The organism is Pantoea phyllosphaerae (assembly GCF_051025595.1).
In the GTDB taxonomy this organism is placed as follows: Bacteria; Pseudomonadota; Gammaproteobacteria; order Enterobacterales; family Enterobacteriaceae; genus Pantoea.
Genome location: NZ_JBPFDE010000024.1, coordinates 13,679 through 27,483, shown reverse-complemented (window position 1 = coordinate 27,483; position 13,805 = coordinate 13,679). Strand labels below are relative to the sequence as shown.

General features: G+C 55.3%; 21 protein-coding genes. 6 read left to right on the top strand and 15 right to left on the bottom strand.

Features of this window, described 5'->3' with window-relative positions; translation table 11 throughout:
* Positions 1-322: 322 nt before the first annotated feature.
* On the top strand, positions 323-874 hold the full coding sequence (locus ACR6A7_RS20600) for a gamma carbonic anhydrase family protein (protein WP_434127087.1): 552 nt from the start codon (positions 323-325) through the stop codon (positions 872-874).
* Here the strand turns inward: ACR6A7_RS20600 and ACR6A7_RS20595 are convergent.
* Genes ACR6A7_RS20595 through dprA form a run of 6 tightly spaced genes read right to left on the bottom strand, consistent with a single transcriptional unit; the run spans position 841 to position 4,637 of the window.
* Positions 841-1,098: a DUF1488 family protein gene (locus ACR6A7_RS20595; RefSeq protein WP_434127086.1), complete on the bottom strand. Its 258-nt coding sequence runs from the start codon at positions 1,096-1,098 to the stop codon at positions 841-843. The genes ACR6A7_RS20600 and ACR6A7_RS20595 overlap by 34 nt on opposite strands.
* Positions 1,095-1,913 carry a shikimate dehydrogenase gene (gene aroE, locus ACR6A7_RS20590; protein ID WP_434127085.1) on the bottom strand — a complete coding sequence of 273 codons (819 nt, stop codon included), beginning with the start codon at positions 1,911-1,913 and terminating at the stop codon, positions 1,095-1,097. The genes ACR6A7_RS20595 and aroE overlap by 4 nt, the downstream gene beginning before the upstream one ends.
* Before the next feature lie 3 nt (positions 1,914-1,916).
* On the bottom strand, positions 1,917-2,489 hold the full coding sequence (gene tsaC / locus ACR6A7_RS20585) for an L-threonylcarbamoyladenylate synthase type 1 TsaC (protein WP_434127084.1): 573 nt from the start codon (positions 2,487-2,489) through the stop codon (positions 1,917-1,919).
* Positions 2,490-2,498: 9 nt separating this feature from the next.
* On the bottom strand, positions 2,499-3,044 hold the full coding sequence (locus ACR6A7_RS20580) for a DNA topoisomerase family protein (RefSeq protein ID WP_434127083.1): 546 nt from the start codon (positions 3,042-3,044) through the stop codon (positions 2,499-2,501).
* Between the two features lie 23 nt (positions 3,045-3,067).
* Positions 3,068-3,541, bottom strand: coding sequence for a DUF494 family protein Smg (gene smg / locus ACR6A7_RS20575; protein ID WP_033752918.1), 474 nt, complete (start codon positions 3,539-3,541; stop codon positions 3,068-3,070).
* Positions 3,513-4,637 (bottom strand): DNA-protecting protein DprA, encoded by a 1,125-nt coding sequence (dprA, locus tag ACR6A7_RS20570; RefSeq protein ID WP_434127082.1) that lies wholly within the window; start codon positions 4,635-4,637, stop codon positions 3,513-3,515. Before dprA ends, smg begins: the two co-directional genes overlap by 29 nt.
* Before the next feature lie 116 nt (positions 4,638-4,753).
* Between dprA and def the strand changes: the two genes are divergently transcribed.
* The 5 genes from def to mscL all read left to right on the top strand — a co-directional run bounded on the left by def (position 4,754) and on the right by mscL (position 9,477).
* Positions 4,754-5,266 (top strand): peptide deformylase, encoded by a 513-nt coding sequence (gene def, locus ACR6A7_RS20565; RefSeq protein ID WP_434127081.1) that lies wholly within the window; start codon positions 4,754-4,756, stop codon positions 5,264-5,266.
* A 20-nt stretch (positions 5,267-5,286) separates the two neighbouring features.
* Positions 5,287-6,231, top strand: a complete 945-nt coding sequence (fmt, locus tag ACR6A7_RS20560; protein WP_434127080.1) for a methionyl-tRNA formyltransferase — start codon at positions 5,287-5,289, stop codon at positions 6,229-6,231.
* A gap of 47 nt (positions 6,232-6,278) precedes the next feature.
* The gene (rsmB, locus tag ACR6A7_RS20555; protein ID WP_434127079.1) at positions 6,279-7,571 is read left to right on the top strand and encodes a 16S rRNA (cytosine(967)-C(5))-methyltransferase RsmB; all 1,293 of its coding nucleotides are present in this window, start codon (positions 6,279-6,281) and stop codon (positions 7,569-7,571) included.
* 19 nt (positions 7,572-7,590) lie between these two features.
* Positions 7,591-8,967: a Trk system potassium transporter TrkA gene (trkA, locus tag ACR6A7_RS20550; RefSeq protein ID WP_216493918.1), complete on the top strand. Its 1,377-nt coding sequence runs from the start codon at positions 7,591-7,593 to the stop codon at positions 8,965-8,967.
* Positions 8,968-9,066: 99 nt separating this feature from the next.
* A complete protein-coding gene (mscL, locus tag ACR6A7_RS20545; protein WP_434127078.1) occupies positions 9,067-9,477 on the top strand; it encodes a large-conductance mechanosensitive channel protein MscL in 411 nt (136 codons plus the stop codon).
* 27 nt (positions 9,478-9,504) lie between these two features.
* Here the strand turns inward: mscL and ACR6A7_RS20540 are convergent, their stop codons facing one another.
* The 9 genes from ACR6A7_RS20540 to rpmJ all read right to left on the bottom strand — a co-directional run bounded on the left by ACR6A7_RS20540 (position 9,505) and on the right by rpmJ (position 13,790).
* Complete coding sequence (locus ACR6A7_RS20540; protein ID WP_434127077.1) at positions 9,505-9,711, bottom strand: alternative ribosome-rescue factor A; 207 nt, start codon at positions 9,709-9,711, stop codon at positions 9,505-9,507.
* 50 nt (positions 9,712-9,761) lie between these two features.
* Complete coding sequence (gene zntR, locus ACR6A7_RS20535; RefSeq protein WP_434127076.1) at positions 9,762-10,199, bottom strand: Zn(2+)-responsive transcriptional regulator; 438 nt, start codon at positions 10,197-10,199, stop codon at positions 9,762-9,764.
* Positions 10,199-10,570, bottom strand: coding sequence for a DnaJ family domain-containing protein (locus ACR6A7_RS20530; RefSeq protein ID WP_434127075.1), 372 nt, complete (start codon positions 10,568-10,570; stop codon positions 10,199-10,201). Before ACR6A7_RS20530 ends, zntR begins: the two co-directional genes overlap by 1 nt.
* 99 nt (positions 10,571-10,669) lie before the next feature.
* The gene (gene rplQ, locus ACR6A7_RS20525) at positions 10,670-11,056 is read right to left on the bottom strand and encodes a 50S ribosomal protein L17 (RefSeq protein ID WP_003850180.1); all 387 of its coding nucleotides are present in this window, start codon (positions 11,054-11,056) and stop codon (positions 10,670-10,672) included.
* A gap of 40 nt (positions 11,057-11,096) precedes the next feature.
* A complete protein-coding gene (locus ACR6A7_RS20520) occupies positions 11,097-12,086 on the bottom strand; it encodes a DNA-directed RNA polymerase subunit alpha (protein ID WP_003850179.1) in 990 nt (329 codons plus the stop codon).
* A 25-nt stretch (positions 12,087-12,111) separates the two neighbouring features.
* Positions 12,112-12,732, bottom strand: a complete 621-nt coding sequence (gene rpsD, locus ACR6A7_RS20515) for a 30S ribosomal protein S4 (RefSeq protein WP_033752932.1) — start codon at positions 12,730-12,732, stop codon at positions 12,112-12,114.
* Positions 12,733-12,764: 32 nt separating this feature from the next.
* Entirely contained in the window at positions 12,765-13,154 is a 390-nt protein-coding gene (gene rpsK / locus ACR6A7_RS20510) for a 30S ribosomal protein S11 (RefSeq protein ID WP_004160563.1), read from the bottom strand.
* Between the two features lie 16 nt (positions 13,155-13,170).
* Complete coding sequence (gene rpsM, locus ACR6A7_RS20505; RefSeq protein ID WP_033752934.1) at positions 13,171-13,527, bottom strand: 30S ribosomal protein S13; 357 nt, start codon at positions 13,525-13,527, stop codon at positions 13,171-13,173.
* A 146-nt stretch (positions 13,528-13,673) separates the two neighbouring features.
* Complete coding sequence (rpmJ, locus tag ACR6A7_RS20500) at positions 13,674-13,790, bottom strand: 50S ribosomal protein L36 (protein ID WP_004160566.1); 117 nt, start codon at positions 13,788-13,790, stop codon at positions 13,674-13,676.
* Positions 13,791-13,805 lie beyond the last annotated feature (15 nt).

Here is a 13,805-nt window from a genome sequence, read left to right as displayed (position 1 = left end):
AGTCAGCGGCTGTGCCTGCTGCTGCGAGGTGGCGTATATTACGCTACTCTCCTTCGGAGTCAACCCCTTTTTTCAGGAAGTTTATCCGGCGGCTCAGCTTCCCGAGCCTCCTGAACACCGCCTTCCGTAAGCCGTTGTGCCGTGTCAGTGGAGGCGCATTATAGGGATCCGATTTAATTGCACAACCCTTTTTTCGATCTTTTTTTCCGTATGGCGATAAAACAATCTTATTGCAGAGATCTTCAACGATCGCAGGCCTTTTACGCTTGTCTGGCCCCGCGATCTGTCCCAGTCTGTAGCCGAATAGACAAGGAGAACGCAAATGTCAGCTCTACGACCTTATAAAGAGAGTTATCCGCAGTGTGGGCAGCGCGTCATGATTGACGCCTCTAGCGTAGTGATTGGCGACGTCGCGCTGGGCGATGATGTCAGCATCTGGCCGCTGGTCGCGATACGCGGCGACGTGAATCAGGTACGCATCGGCGCGCGCACGAATATACAGGATGGCAGCGTGCTGCACGTGACCCATAAATCCGCCAGCAACCCGGAGGGGTTCCCTTTAACTATCGGCGCTGATGTTACCGTTGGGCATAAAGCGATGCTGCACGCCTGCACTATCGGCGATCGCGTACTGGTAGGAATGGGATCAATTGTACTGGACGGCGCCATTATTGAAGATGACGTAATGATAGGCGCAGGTAGCCTTGTTCCGCCGGGCAAGCGACTGAAGAGCGGCTATCTCTATCTCGGTAGCCCGGTCCGCCAGGTGCGACCGCTGAGCGAACAGGAGATGGCAGGCTTGCTTTACTCCGCCAACAATTATGTTCGCTGGAAGGATGACTATCTCGCCGAGGCGAGCCAGACCCACTCCTGATCGTCGAACGCGTCATTAGCGATGGTCGCTTCCGCTTCGTCTTCTATATCCCAGCGATGCGCGGTAAACAGGGCCATCGCCTCTCCCTGGCCGAAACGCTGTTCAAGGGCTTTGGCAGAGATGGCACAGGTCAGCATCATGCCGTTGACCAGCGCCGGAAAGCAGACGGCTTCTTTGTCTGCGTGCCACTCTTCGCGCTCGGGAAATTGAATCGCCTGATTCATGGCTGCATCACCTGTTTAAGCCGTGCGATAACGGGCGCTATCTGCGGCATGACGCCGTGCCATAGCTGAAACGCGTGCGCTGCCTGTCCCACCAGCATCCCCAGACCATCCGCGCGCTGCTGTGCACCCTGCTGTTCACACCAGTGCAAAAAGGGCGTCGCACCAGCCTGATAAAACATGTCGTAGCAGCGAACCTGGGCATCGATCAGTGAAACAGGTAGCGGCGGTACCTCGCCGCTGACGCCGCTGGAGGTAGCATTGACAATAAGATCGAAAGCTCGTCCCGTCAGTTGATCAAAACTGCAGGCCTCAATCTCGCCGCTCTGGCGAAAAAGCTGCGCCAGCTCTTCCGCGCGCGCCTGAGTTCGGTTGACGACCGTCACCGCACAGCCAGCGGAAAGCAGCGGCAGGATAACGCCGCGCGCTGCGCCGCCTGCTCCCACTAGCAAAATGCGATCGCCCGGGCGAATCAGCGCCAGACGTTCAAGATCGCTCAGCAGACCGATACCGTCGGTATTGTCGCCCAGGATGCGGCCGTCGCTGCACTTTTTCAGGGTGTTGACGGCGCCGGAAAGCGCCGCTCGTTCGCTCAGCTCGTCGGCAAACTCGCAGGCCTGCTGTTTAAAAGGCAGCGTAACGTTCGCGCCGCGTCCGCCCTGCGCGAAAAACGCAGCGATAGCGTCAGGAAACGCTTCAAGCGGCGCACACACCCGGCCATAGCGATGCGTAATGCCCGTCTGCTCGGCAAACGCCTGGTGAATCAAAGGCGATTTACTGTGGCTGATGGGATTGCCGAATACCGCAAACTGATCCATGAATTATCCCTGACGAATAAGGTTGCCGGTTAGCACATCGCGAATCTCGGACGGATTCTGCCTACCGCTGGTTTCGCCTGCCAGCACAGGAAAGGCCGCGCCGAACTGCGCCCTGACCGCCTCGACCGTGCGGCAAGGTGCTTCGCCTGACAGGTTGGCACTGGTCGATACTAACGGTTTGCCGAAGGCGCGGCACAGCGCCTGGACATCGGGATGATCGCTGACGCGGATGGCAAGCGAATCAAAACGTCCTGTCAGCCAGCGCGGCGTTTGCGGCGTAGCGGGTACGACAAAAGTCACCGGGCCCGGCCAGTGAGCAAACATACGTTCACGCTGCTCGACGGTGAGTTCGCGGTCGGAGATATAGGGTTCCAACTGAGCATAATCGGCGGCGATGAGGATCAATCCTTTCTCAACAGGACGCTGTTTTAATGCCAGCAGCGCCGCTACGGCGCTTTCGCTATCCGGGTCGCAGCCCAGACCAAATACGGCTTCGGTTGGATAAGCAATAACGGCCTGCTGACGCAGTTGCTCAAGGCAATCCTCCAGCGAACCGGAAAAAGTTTGATTTTGCATGATGTTATCTTAAGTCTCTGATGCGGCGGCCTTGCCGCAACTTTTACTGGCGCAAAAGCGTTTAATGCCCTGCGCGGTTTTCTTCTCTACCAGCAGCGGAAAAGCACAGTGCGGACATATGCCTGCGACTGGCGTTGCATTGACGGCGAACTGGCAGGCCGGATAGCGGTTGCAAGAGTGGAAGGTCTTGCCGTAACGCGAGCGACGCTGCACCAGTTTACCTTCCAGGCACTGCGGGCAGGCGATAAGCGTTTCATCGGGTTTATCTATCGCTTCGCTATAGTCGCATTCGGGATAGTGGCTACAGCCGATGAACATGCCGTAGCGTCCCTGACGCAACGCTTTATCCGCGCCGCACTGGGGACAGGCGTGCCCTTCGAGCACCTTGACGATGTGGCCGTCAGCCTGACTTTTTAGCGGCCGTATATAGTCGCAAGCTGGATAGTTTGTGCAGCCTAAAAAGGCGCCGTGTTTACCGCTGCGAATAACGAGATCTGCCCCGCATGCGGGGCAGGGATCCTGTTTACGCACGGTGAAGAGTGCTGATTTGCTCATAACGATGGCTGCATAACCAATAATTAATGCAGCATGCCTTCATTGACGTCGAATAACAGTTCTTCCATTTGCTGATAGGCGTTTTCGCATCCCGGAAGATTGAATAACACCATCAACACCACCCATTTGAGATCTTCCAGATCGAACTCGAGCGTATCGAGCGCCATGACTCGTTCGATGACCATTTCACGCGTTTCCATATTGAGCACCTGAATTTGCTCAAGGAACAGCAGGAAACCACGACATTCGGCATCTAAACGCTGGCCTTCTTCTTCCGTGTAGATGCGCATTGAAAGCGGATCGTTAGCTAACAGAATCGGGTCGACCAGGCCTTCCTGATAATCTGCGAGCTTTTCTAACCAGTTCAACGCATTGTAGATATCTTCACGATGAAAACCGGCATCGGTTAAGTCATCAGTCAATGTATCCTGATCAACCTGCATTTCTGCTTCGTTGTGGATATATGTCTCAAACAAGTACATTAGTACGTCGAACATGGCATGCCCTCCTCAATCGGACATAGCCGCCGGGTACAGCTGCGATCCATCCTGCTAACTCCAGCTCCAGCAGTTGGGCTGCAATCACTGGCACAGGTTGGCCGGCACGTTCAGCGACGACGTCAACAGGTGTAACCTCATCACCTACGTTAGCCAACACCTCAGCAAATGGCAATGCCGCATCACCGCTGTCCTCAGAATATATTCCTTCCGGCTGCGTAAAAGGCAGCCAGCTAAGTGCAGCGCGAAGATCTTCGACGATGTCGGTGGGATGGGCCACCAGCAACGCGCCTTGCTGAATCAGCCAGTGCGTCCCTTCGCTGCCGGCATTACCCAGCGCGCCGGGCAAAGCGTAGACATTGCGATTTTGCTCCAGCGCATAGCGCGCGGTGACCAGCGAACCGCTTTTAAGCGTCGCCTCTACCACCAGCACACCGCGGCTTAGTCCGCTAATAACGCGGTTGCGGCGCGGAAAGTTAAGGGCACGCGGCGGCGTTGAGAGAGAGAACTCGGAAACCAGCGCGCCGCCTTGTTCCACAATCTCTTCCGCCAGCGCGCCGTGATGTTTAGGATAGAGATGCTGCAATCCGCTGCCCAGCACCGCCACGGTTTTTCCCTGCGCCTCCAGCGCCGCGCGATGCGCGATGCCGTCTATACCGCGCGCCAGCCCGCTGGTAATGGTCAGGTCGCTCAGCGCCAGCTGTCGGGTAAACCATTCGCCCCATTGCCGGCCATAGTGCGAACAGTTACGGCTGCCCACTACCGCCAGCTGCATAGAAGAGAGCAAGGCGGGTTCGCCTTTTATATAGAGCAGCGGCGGAAAACGATGGATTTCGCGTAAAGCGGTGGGATAACGGTCGTCTAAGGCCGTTATCAGATGGTGGAGGTCGCTTGCCGCAAGCCACGCTTCGGTCGCGGCAATCTGACGCGAGGAAAGATGAGTAAACTGATGACGTTGCTGCTCATTCAGACCGGCTGATATTAATACCTGCTGCGCATCATCTGTTTGATTAAGCGCGCTGGCTATTTCCAGCCAGCGTTTTCCGGTCAGCCCGGCTACGGCTGAAAGCCGCAAATAGCGCTCGATATATTCCATATTCGCTCCCTGCTTTACGCGCCGCTTCCTGCGGGTGAATGCTGTCAATCAGGTCTCGAAAAGTCTACAATATGAAGCAATAATCTTTTTTTAATCGCATACAGATCTGGATATTTATGTCAGTTTTGCAGGTATTACATTTCCCTGACGATCGTCTCCGCAAAATCGCGGCGCCAGTGAAAGAAGTTAACGCTGAGGTTCAGCGCATCGTCGACGATATGTTTGAAACCATGTACGCCGAAGAGGGTATCGGCCTGGCGGCAACTCAGGTGGATATCCACCGGCGCATCATCGTTATCGACGTATCGGAAAATCGCGACGAACGTCTGGTTCTGATTAACCCGGAGCTGCTGGATAAAAGCGGCGAAACCGGTATTGAAGAGGGTTGCCTCTCTATTCCCGAGCAGCGCGCTTTCGTTCCGCGCGCCGAACGCGTAAAAGTGCGCGCGCTGGATCGCGAGGGCAAGCCTTTCGAACTGGAAACCGACGGCCTGCTCGCTATCTGCATTCAGCATGAGATCGATCACCTCGACGGCAAACTGTTTATTGATTATCTGTCGCCGCTCAAGCGTCAGCGTATTAAGCAAAAGCTGGAAAAACTGGCGCGCCTGAATGCGCGTCCTTCCTGACGTTGAAAGAAGAGATAACCGTGTCTGCTCCGCTGAAAATTATCTTCGCCGGCACACCTGATTTTGCAGCGCGTCATCTCGACGCGCTGCTCGCTTCTGAGCATCAGGTGGTCGGCGTCTTTACTCAACCCGATCGCCCCGCTGGCCGCGGCAATAAGCTGACGCCCAGCCCGGTGAAAACGCTGGCGCAATCTCGCAACATCCCGGTGTTTCAGCCAAAGTCTTTGCGTCCCGTCGAAAACCAGCATCTGGTCGCCGATTTAGAAGCAGATGTAATGGTGGTGGTGGCCTACGGACTTATCCTGCCGCAGGCGGTGCTGTCGATGCCGCGTCTCGGCTGCATCAACGTGCATGGCTCGCTGCTGCCGCGCTGGCGCGGCGCGGCGCCTATTCAGCGCGCGCTTTGGGCGGGCGACAGTGAAACCGGCGTAACGATCATGCAGATGGATGTCGGCCTGGATACGGGTGATATGCTGCATAAGCTGAACTGCCCGATTACCGCGCAGGACACCAGCGCTACGCTATACGACAAGCTGGCACAGCTGGGCCCGCAGGGTCTGCTGGAAACGCTGTCGCAGCTGGCGAACGGTCGCGCGCAGCCTGAGAAGCAGGATGACGCGCAGGCGAACTACGCCGAGAAGCTCAGCAAAGAGGAAGCCCGTCTCAACTGGCAGCTCTCTGCCGCCCAGCTTGAGCGCTGTATTCGCGCTTTTAATCCCTGGCCGGTCAGCTATTTCCTGATTGAGGAGCAGCCGGTGAAGGTGTGGCAGGCCAGCGTGTTGCCGCACGTCGCGAAACAGCCAGGCGAAATCGTCTCAGCTGACAAGCACGGCATTCAGATCGCGACCGCTGAAGGCGTATTGAATCTTCAGCTGCTGCAGCCAGCGGGCAAAAAAGCCATGTCGGCGCAGGACCTGCTGAACTCGCGTCGCGAGTGGTTCACGTCAGGCCGCGTCTTAGCCTGACTCCAGCCCGGCACTGTCCGGGCTTTTTGTTTAATGACGTAACGCGAATGACTAAATCAACCAATCTGCGAAGCCTTGCCGCTCAACTTATTGAGCGTGTTATCGACAAGGGCGAATCGCTCAGCGCGGTGCTGCCTGCCGCGCAGAAAAAAACAGGCGATAAAGATGGCGCGCTGTTGCAGGAGCTCTGCTTCGGCGTGCTGCGTACGCTACCGCAGCTCGAAGCCCTTATCGGCAAACTGATGGCGCGCCCCTTGGGCGGTAAACAGCGCGTTCTGCACTACCTCATCATGGTCGGCATCTATCAGCTGCTCTATACGCGCGTGCCTGCTCACGCTGCGCTGGCGGAAACCGTCGCCGGCGCTGAAGTGCTGAAGCGCGCCAACCTTAAAGGCCTGATTAACGGCGTGCTGCGGCAGTTCCAGCGTCAGCAGGCGGAGCTGATCGCCGAAGTTGACCATGCACCGCAGCGCTATCTGCATCCCGGCTGGCTGCTGCAGCGGCTGCAAAAGGCCTGGCCGGACAACTGGCAGCGGATAGTGGACGCCAATAACCAGCGTCCGCCGATGTGGCTGCGCGTTAATCGCCAGCACCACAGCCGCGATAGCTGGCTGGCGCTGCTGACCGAGAGCGGAAAAGCGGCTATGGCTGACGAGACCGCGCCTGACGCGCTGCGGCTTGAGGCTCCCGCGCCGGTGGGCCAGCTGCCGGGCTTCGCAGCCGGCTGGGTCACGGTTCAGGATCTTTCCGCTCAGCGCTGCGCCCTGCTGCTGGCGCCTGAGAATGGTGAGCAGATCCTCGATCTTTGCGCCGCGCCGGGCGGCAAAACCACACATATCCTGGAAATAGCCCCTGAGGCGCAGGTCATGGCGGTCGATGTCGACGCTCAGCGCCTGACGCGCGTTAAAGAGAACCTGCTGCGACTTAACATGCAGGCAGAGGTAAAACAGGGCGACGGACGGACCCCGGCGGCATGGTGCGGCGAACGTCAGTTCGATCGTATTTTGCTGGACGCCCCTTGCTCCGCTACCGGCGTTATTCGCCGTCATCCCGACATCAAGTGGCTCCGTCGCGATCGGGATATCGCCGAGCTGGCTTCGCTTCAGCGCGACATTCTTGACGCCATCTGGCCGCATCTGAAACCAGGCGGCACCCTGCTCTATGCGACCTGCTCTGTGCTGCCGGACGAGAATGAAGCGCAGATCGCCGCCTTTCTGTCGCGCCACGCTGACGCGCGCGCCGAAGCCTTGCCGGGCGGCAAAATCAGCGGGCTGCAGCTCTTCCCGACTATCGACGGCGGGGACGGATTTTTCTACGCTAAGCTGATAAAAGCGCACTAACCAAAGAGCACGAGACGCAATGAAAATTATCATTCTGGGCGCCGGTCAGGTAGGCGGCACGCTGGCGGAAAACCTGGTCGGCGAGAACAATGACATAACGGTGGTTGATACCGATCCTGACCGCTTACGTCAGCTGCAGGATAAATTTGATTTGCGCGTCGTTCAGGGCCACGGATCGCATCCGCGTATTTTGCGCGAAGCGGGCGCGGAAGATGCCGATATGCTAGTCGCGGTCACCAGCTCAGATGAGACCAATATGGTGGCGTGTCAGATAGCCTATTCGCTGTTTAATACGCCTAACCGTATCGCCCGTATCCGCGCGGCGGATTATCTGCGTGACGCTGAGAAACTCTTTATTCCTGAAGCGGTGCCAATTGATCATCTCATCTCGCCCGAACAGCTGGTGATCGAAAATATCTATCGGCTGATCCAGTATCCCGGCGCCCTGCAGGTGGTGAATTTCGCAGAGGGCCTCGTCAGTCTTGCGGTAGTTAAAGCCTATTACGGCGGGCCGCTGGTGGGCAATCCGCTCTCTATTCTGCGCGAGCATATGCCGCATATTGATACTCGCGTCGCCGCCATTTTCCGTCAGGATCGCCCTATCCGCCCGCAAGGCTCAACCATTGTGGAAGCGGGCGACGAGGTCTTCTTTATCGCCGCCAGCCAGAATATTCGCGCGGTGATGAGCGAGATGCAGCGCCTGGAAAGGCCCTATAAGCGCATCATGCTGGTGGGCGGCGGTAATATCGGCTTCGGCCTCGCGCAGCGGCTGGAAAAAAATTACAGCGTGAAGCTGATCGAACGTAATCCGCGGCGCGCCGCCGAACTGGCCGAGCAGCTGCAGGATACTATCGTCTTCTACGGCGATGCGTCGGATCAGGAGCTGCTGGCGGAGGAGCATGTCGATCAGGTCGATCTTTTTATTGCGGTCACCAACGACGACGAAGCGAATATCATGTCGGCGATGCTGGCGAAAAAAATGGGCGCAAAAAAAGTGATGGTGCTGATCCAGCGTCGTGCCTATGTGGATCTGGTTCAGGGCAGCGTGATCGATATTGCCATCTCGCCGCAGCAGGCGACGATCTCCGCGCTGCTGGGCCACGTGCGCAAAGCAGATATCGTGGGCGTCTCCTCTTTACGACGCGGTATCGCTGAGGCGATCGAAGCGATCGCCCACGGTGATGAAACCACCTCGCGCGTGGTCGGCCGCATGATTAATGACATTAAGCTGCCGCCAGGGACGCTAATCGGCGCGGTGGTACGCGGCGAGGAGGTGCTTATTGCCAAAGATAATCTGCGTATCGAGCAGGGCGACCACGTCATTATGTTCCTGACCGATAAAAAGTTTGTGCCGGACGTTGAGCGTTTGTTCCAGCCAAGCCCCTTCTTCCTTTAAGCGCGGCGGCGGAGCAAGGTTAACAAATGCCGCCGCGTAGATGGCAATTGCCGTAAGGTTTGTTAGACTTTAGCCACTGGCAAGGGAAAGGAGATAAGTATGAGTTTTTTCAAAGAGTTTCGTGACTTTGCAATGCGCGGCAACGTGGTCGATCTCGCCGTCGGTGTGATTATCGGCGCCGCCTTTGGCAAAATTGTCTCTTCACTGGTGGCAAACATTATTATGCCGCCGCTGGGACTGCTGATCGGCGGAGTCGACTTCAAACAGTTCAAGTGGGTGTTGAAACCCGCCGAAGGCGCTACGCCGCCGGTCGTTATGGAATATGGCGTTTTTATTCAGTCTGTGTTCGACTTCATCATTGTTGCGTTCGCTATCTTTATCGCCATAAAGCTGATGAACAAGCTGTACAAGAAAAAAGAAGTCGAAAAACCGGCAGCAAAACCCTCAAACGAAGAGGTGCTGCTGAGCGAGATTCGAGATTTGCTGAAGCAGCAGAACGGTAAAATCTAAAAATTAGCCGCCCATAAGGCGGCTTTTTTATGCCCAAAAAGCAGAAGGCCAGTGATAAGCGCTTTTCTTATCACTGGCCTCCCAACCGCCACGTTTCGCATGTTTCTCTTTACGCCGATAGCTGCCTTTCCCTTTTTGCTTCTCTTCGATGCGCTGGCGGAAAAGCGGATCGTGTAACAGGGCCTGGATGGCGTTATCGCGAATCTCGCCTTTGGTATGCTGATATTTACTCATCATCGTCTCCTCGTTTCGACCGCTTCAATATAGGCCCTTTAGCGCAGAATTCAATCCCGCCGGTGCATATGTTCCGGCCTGGGATCCGTTCCTTTCTCAAGCGCTTCCAGTATCGAACAGCAGTCGCTGCTGTGTGCGGCACCGCAGCAGGCATCGGCCAAGCGCTGCAGCGAGCGCTGCACGTTTTGTAATTCGCTAATTAAAGTATTCACTTCCTGCAAGCGCGCCTGAACTATCGCCTTGGATTCCTCACAGGTATGGTGCGCGGGATCGACGCGGATCGAGAGCAGATCGCGAATCGCATCCAGCCCGAAACCCATCTGCCGGCCGACGCGAATAAACTTCAGGCGTTGCAGGTCACTGTCGCTATAAAGGCGAAAGCCGCCTTCTGTGCGGATCTCATGCCCCATCATCTGCTGTTTCTCATAGAAGCGGATGGTGTCGACGCTGACATTAGCAAGCTTTGCCAGTTGTCCAATACGGTACACTACTCCTCCTTTAACAGGCGTTCACGCAGCGCTTCGCCGTAGGTGCCCTGTAAAAAATCAGTATTCATACCCGCCTGGCGCAGTTGAAGTTCCAGCACCAGCAGCCGTTTGCTCTGCTCGCGGTAGCGCTGATCGTCCGGTTCGAGATTGCGCAGCAAATCGTTTATCTCTAACGCTTCGCGCCGCATTTCTAGCTCTGGCGGCAAGAAGCCAGCATTTTTAAGTAGTCGGTAGCCGCTGCGTAATTCGGCCGGGACATTACTGTCGTCATCCAGTTCAAGCGGTGCGCCTTCGCCCGGGAGATTGCTAAGCTCCCCTTTTTCCTGTGCTGCCCGAATATGCTGTTCAGCCAGCTGGTCGATTAACCACATGAACACCTCCTGAATTAGCCAGAATAGCGATCTTAGAAGACGGGGTAAATTTCAGGCAATAAAAAACCCGCCGAAGCGGGTTTTTTACGATGCTACAGATTACTCTGCGGCAGCTTCTGCTTGAGCTTCTGGACGATCAACCAGCTCGATGTATGCCATCGGAGCGTTGTCACCAGCACGGAAGCCACACTTCAGAATGCGAGTGTAACCACCGGCACGGCTCGCGAAACGCGGGCCCAGCTCGTTAAACAGTTTTGCCACGATCTCGTTGTCACGAGTACGGGCGAATGCCAGACGACGATTAGCTACGCTGTCGGTCTTGGCAAGAGTAATCAGCGGCTCAACTACGCGGCGCAGCTCTTTGGCTTTCGGCAGAGTCGTTTTGATGATCTCGTGACGAACCAGAGAACCGGCCATGTTGCGGAACATAGCCTGACGATGGCTGCTGTTGCGGTTCAGTTGACGACCACTCTTACGATGGCGCATGACCTTATCCTTCTCAGTGAAACCTTAACCTGTGATCCGGTTATTCATCAGCAATGCTTGCCGGCGGCCAGTTCTCAAGGCGCATGCCCAGAGAAAGACCACGTGAGGCGAGCACATCTTTAATCTCGGTAAGAGATTTTTTACCCAGGTTAGGCGTTTTAAGCAGCTCAACCTCAGTACGCTGTACCAGATCACCGATGTAGTGGATAGCTTCTGCCTTAAGGCAGTTAGCAGAGCGGACAGTCAATTCCAGATCGTCAACAGGGCGCAGCAGGATCGGATCGAATTCTGGTTTCTCTTCTTTCACTTCCGGCTGACGTACATCACGTAAGTCAACGAAAGCTTCCAGTTGTTCTGCCAGGATGGTCGCCGCACGACGAATCGCCTCTTCAGGATCGATTGTGCCGTTGGTTTCCATTTCGATGACCAGCTTGTCCAGGTCGGTGCGCTGTTCTACACGCGCTGCTTCAACATTGTAGGCAATACGATCTACAGGGCTGTAGCAAGCGTCGACCAACAGGCGGCCGATTGGGCGCTCATCTTCTTCCGAATGAATTCGGGCAGAAGCCGGCACATAACCACGACCACGCTGAACTTTGATACGCATGCTGATAGCGGCGTTCTCATCGGTCAGGTGACAGATCACGTGCTGCGGCTTGACGATTTCGACATCACCGTCATGGGTAATGTCGGCTGCAGTCACAGGGCCAATGCCAGATTTATTCAGGGTCAGAATAACTTCATCTTTACCCTGAACTCTTACCGCCAGCCCTTTCAGGTTGAGCAGGATTTCCAGGATATCTTCCTGTACGCCCTCTTTGGTGCTGTACTCATGCAGTACACCATCAATTTCAACCTCGGTCACCGCGCAACCCGGCATGGAAGAAAGCAGAATACGGCGCAGTGCGTTACCAAGAGTATGGCCAAAGCCACGCTCTAAAGGCTCAAGGGTCACCTTGGCGTGCGTCGAACTCACTTGCTCGATATCTACCAGGCGCGGTTTTAGAAACTCTGTCACAGAACCCTGCATTGTGTCCTCTCTTTGGTACTAAGCTTTACTTGGAGTAAAGCTCGACGATCAGGTGTTCGTTAATGTCCGCAGACAGATCGGTACGCTCAGGAATACGCTTGAACACACCTTCCATCTTAGTCGCATCAACTTCCAGCCAGGTTGGCTTTTCACGCTGCTCAGCCAGCTCCAGAGCGGCCTTCACGCGAGATTGCTTTTTGGCTTTCTCGCGGATGCTTACGACATCATTCGGAGATACCTGATAAGAAGCGATGTTAACAACGCGGCCGTTAACCATTACAGACTTGTGGCTGACCAGCTGGCGTGCTTCTGCACGAGTGGCACCAAAGCCCATACGGTAAACTACGTTATCCAGACGACCTTCCAGCAGAGCTAACAGGTTTGCACCGGTGTTGCCTTTCAGACGTGCTGCTTCTTTATAGTAGTTGCGGAACTGACGTTCCAGCACGCCGTAGATACGACGAACTTTTTGTTTTTCACGCAACTGGCCGCCGTAATCAGACAGACGCGGTTTACGCGCACCATGCTGACCAGGGGCTTGTTCAATTTTACACTTGGAATCAATCGCGCGAACGCCAGACTTCAGGAAAAGGTCTGTGCCCTCACGACGGCTCAGCTTGAGCTTAGGACCCAAATATCTTGCCATTTTCTTTCTCCAACTATCCTAAAAACGCGGCGTTATACGCGACGTTTCTTCGGCGGACGACAACCGTTGTGAGGGATCGGAGTCACATCAGTAATGTTAGTGATGCGGAAACCTGCGGCGTTCAGAGCACGAATTGTTGATTCGCGACCCGGACCCGGACCCTTAACCATAACTTCCAGGTTCTTAATACCGTAATCTTTCACGGCTTCTGCACAGCGCTCTGCAGCGACCTGAGCAGCAAACGGAGTAGATTTACGTGAACCGCGGAAACCGGAACCACCGGCGGTTGCCCAACCCAGCGCGTTACCCTGACGATCAGTAATGGTAACGATGGTGTTGTTAAAAGAAGCATGGACATGAGCCACGCCATCTGAGACTTGCTTTCTTACACGCTTACGTGCACGAACTGGTGCCTTTGCCATTATTTACTCACCCCGATTATTTCTTGATCGGTTTGCGCGGACCCTTACGGGTACGTGCATTGGTCTTAGTACGCTGACCGCGTACTGGCAGACCACGACGATGGCGCAAACCACGGTAGCAACCAAGGTCCATCAGACGCTTGATGCTCAGGGTGATTTCACGGCGCAGATCACCTTCAACAACGAATTTACCAACCGCATCACGCAGCTGGTCAATCTGTTCTTCAGACAGCTCACTGATCTTAACATCTTCAGCGATACCCGTTGCAGCACAGATGGCTTTAGAACGGGTCTTGCCGATACCGAAAATCGAAGTTAATGCGATAACGGTGTGTTTATGATCAGGAATGTTAATGCCTGCTATACGGGCCACTATGCACTCCTATAATTAAATAAATGCGCCCCATGCTGAAAAGCCCGTTTTCAGGATACTCAAATGGAAACGCATTGACATACAAAAGATTGGCTGGCTAATCTAGCCAGCTCAACCCGACTTTGCAAGAAAAATATGTGAAAAAATCAGCCCTGGCGCTGTTTATGCTTAGGCTCGGCGCTGCAAATCACACGTACGACACCGTCGCGACGGATGATTTTGCAGTTACGACATAATTTCTTGACGGAAGCACGAACTTTCATTTTTACTCTCCGTAA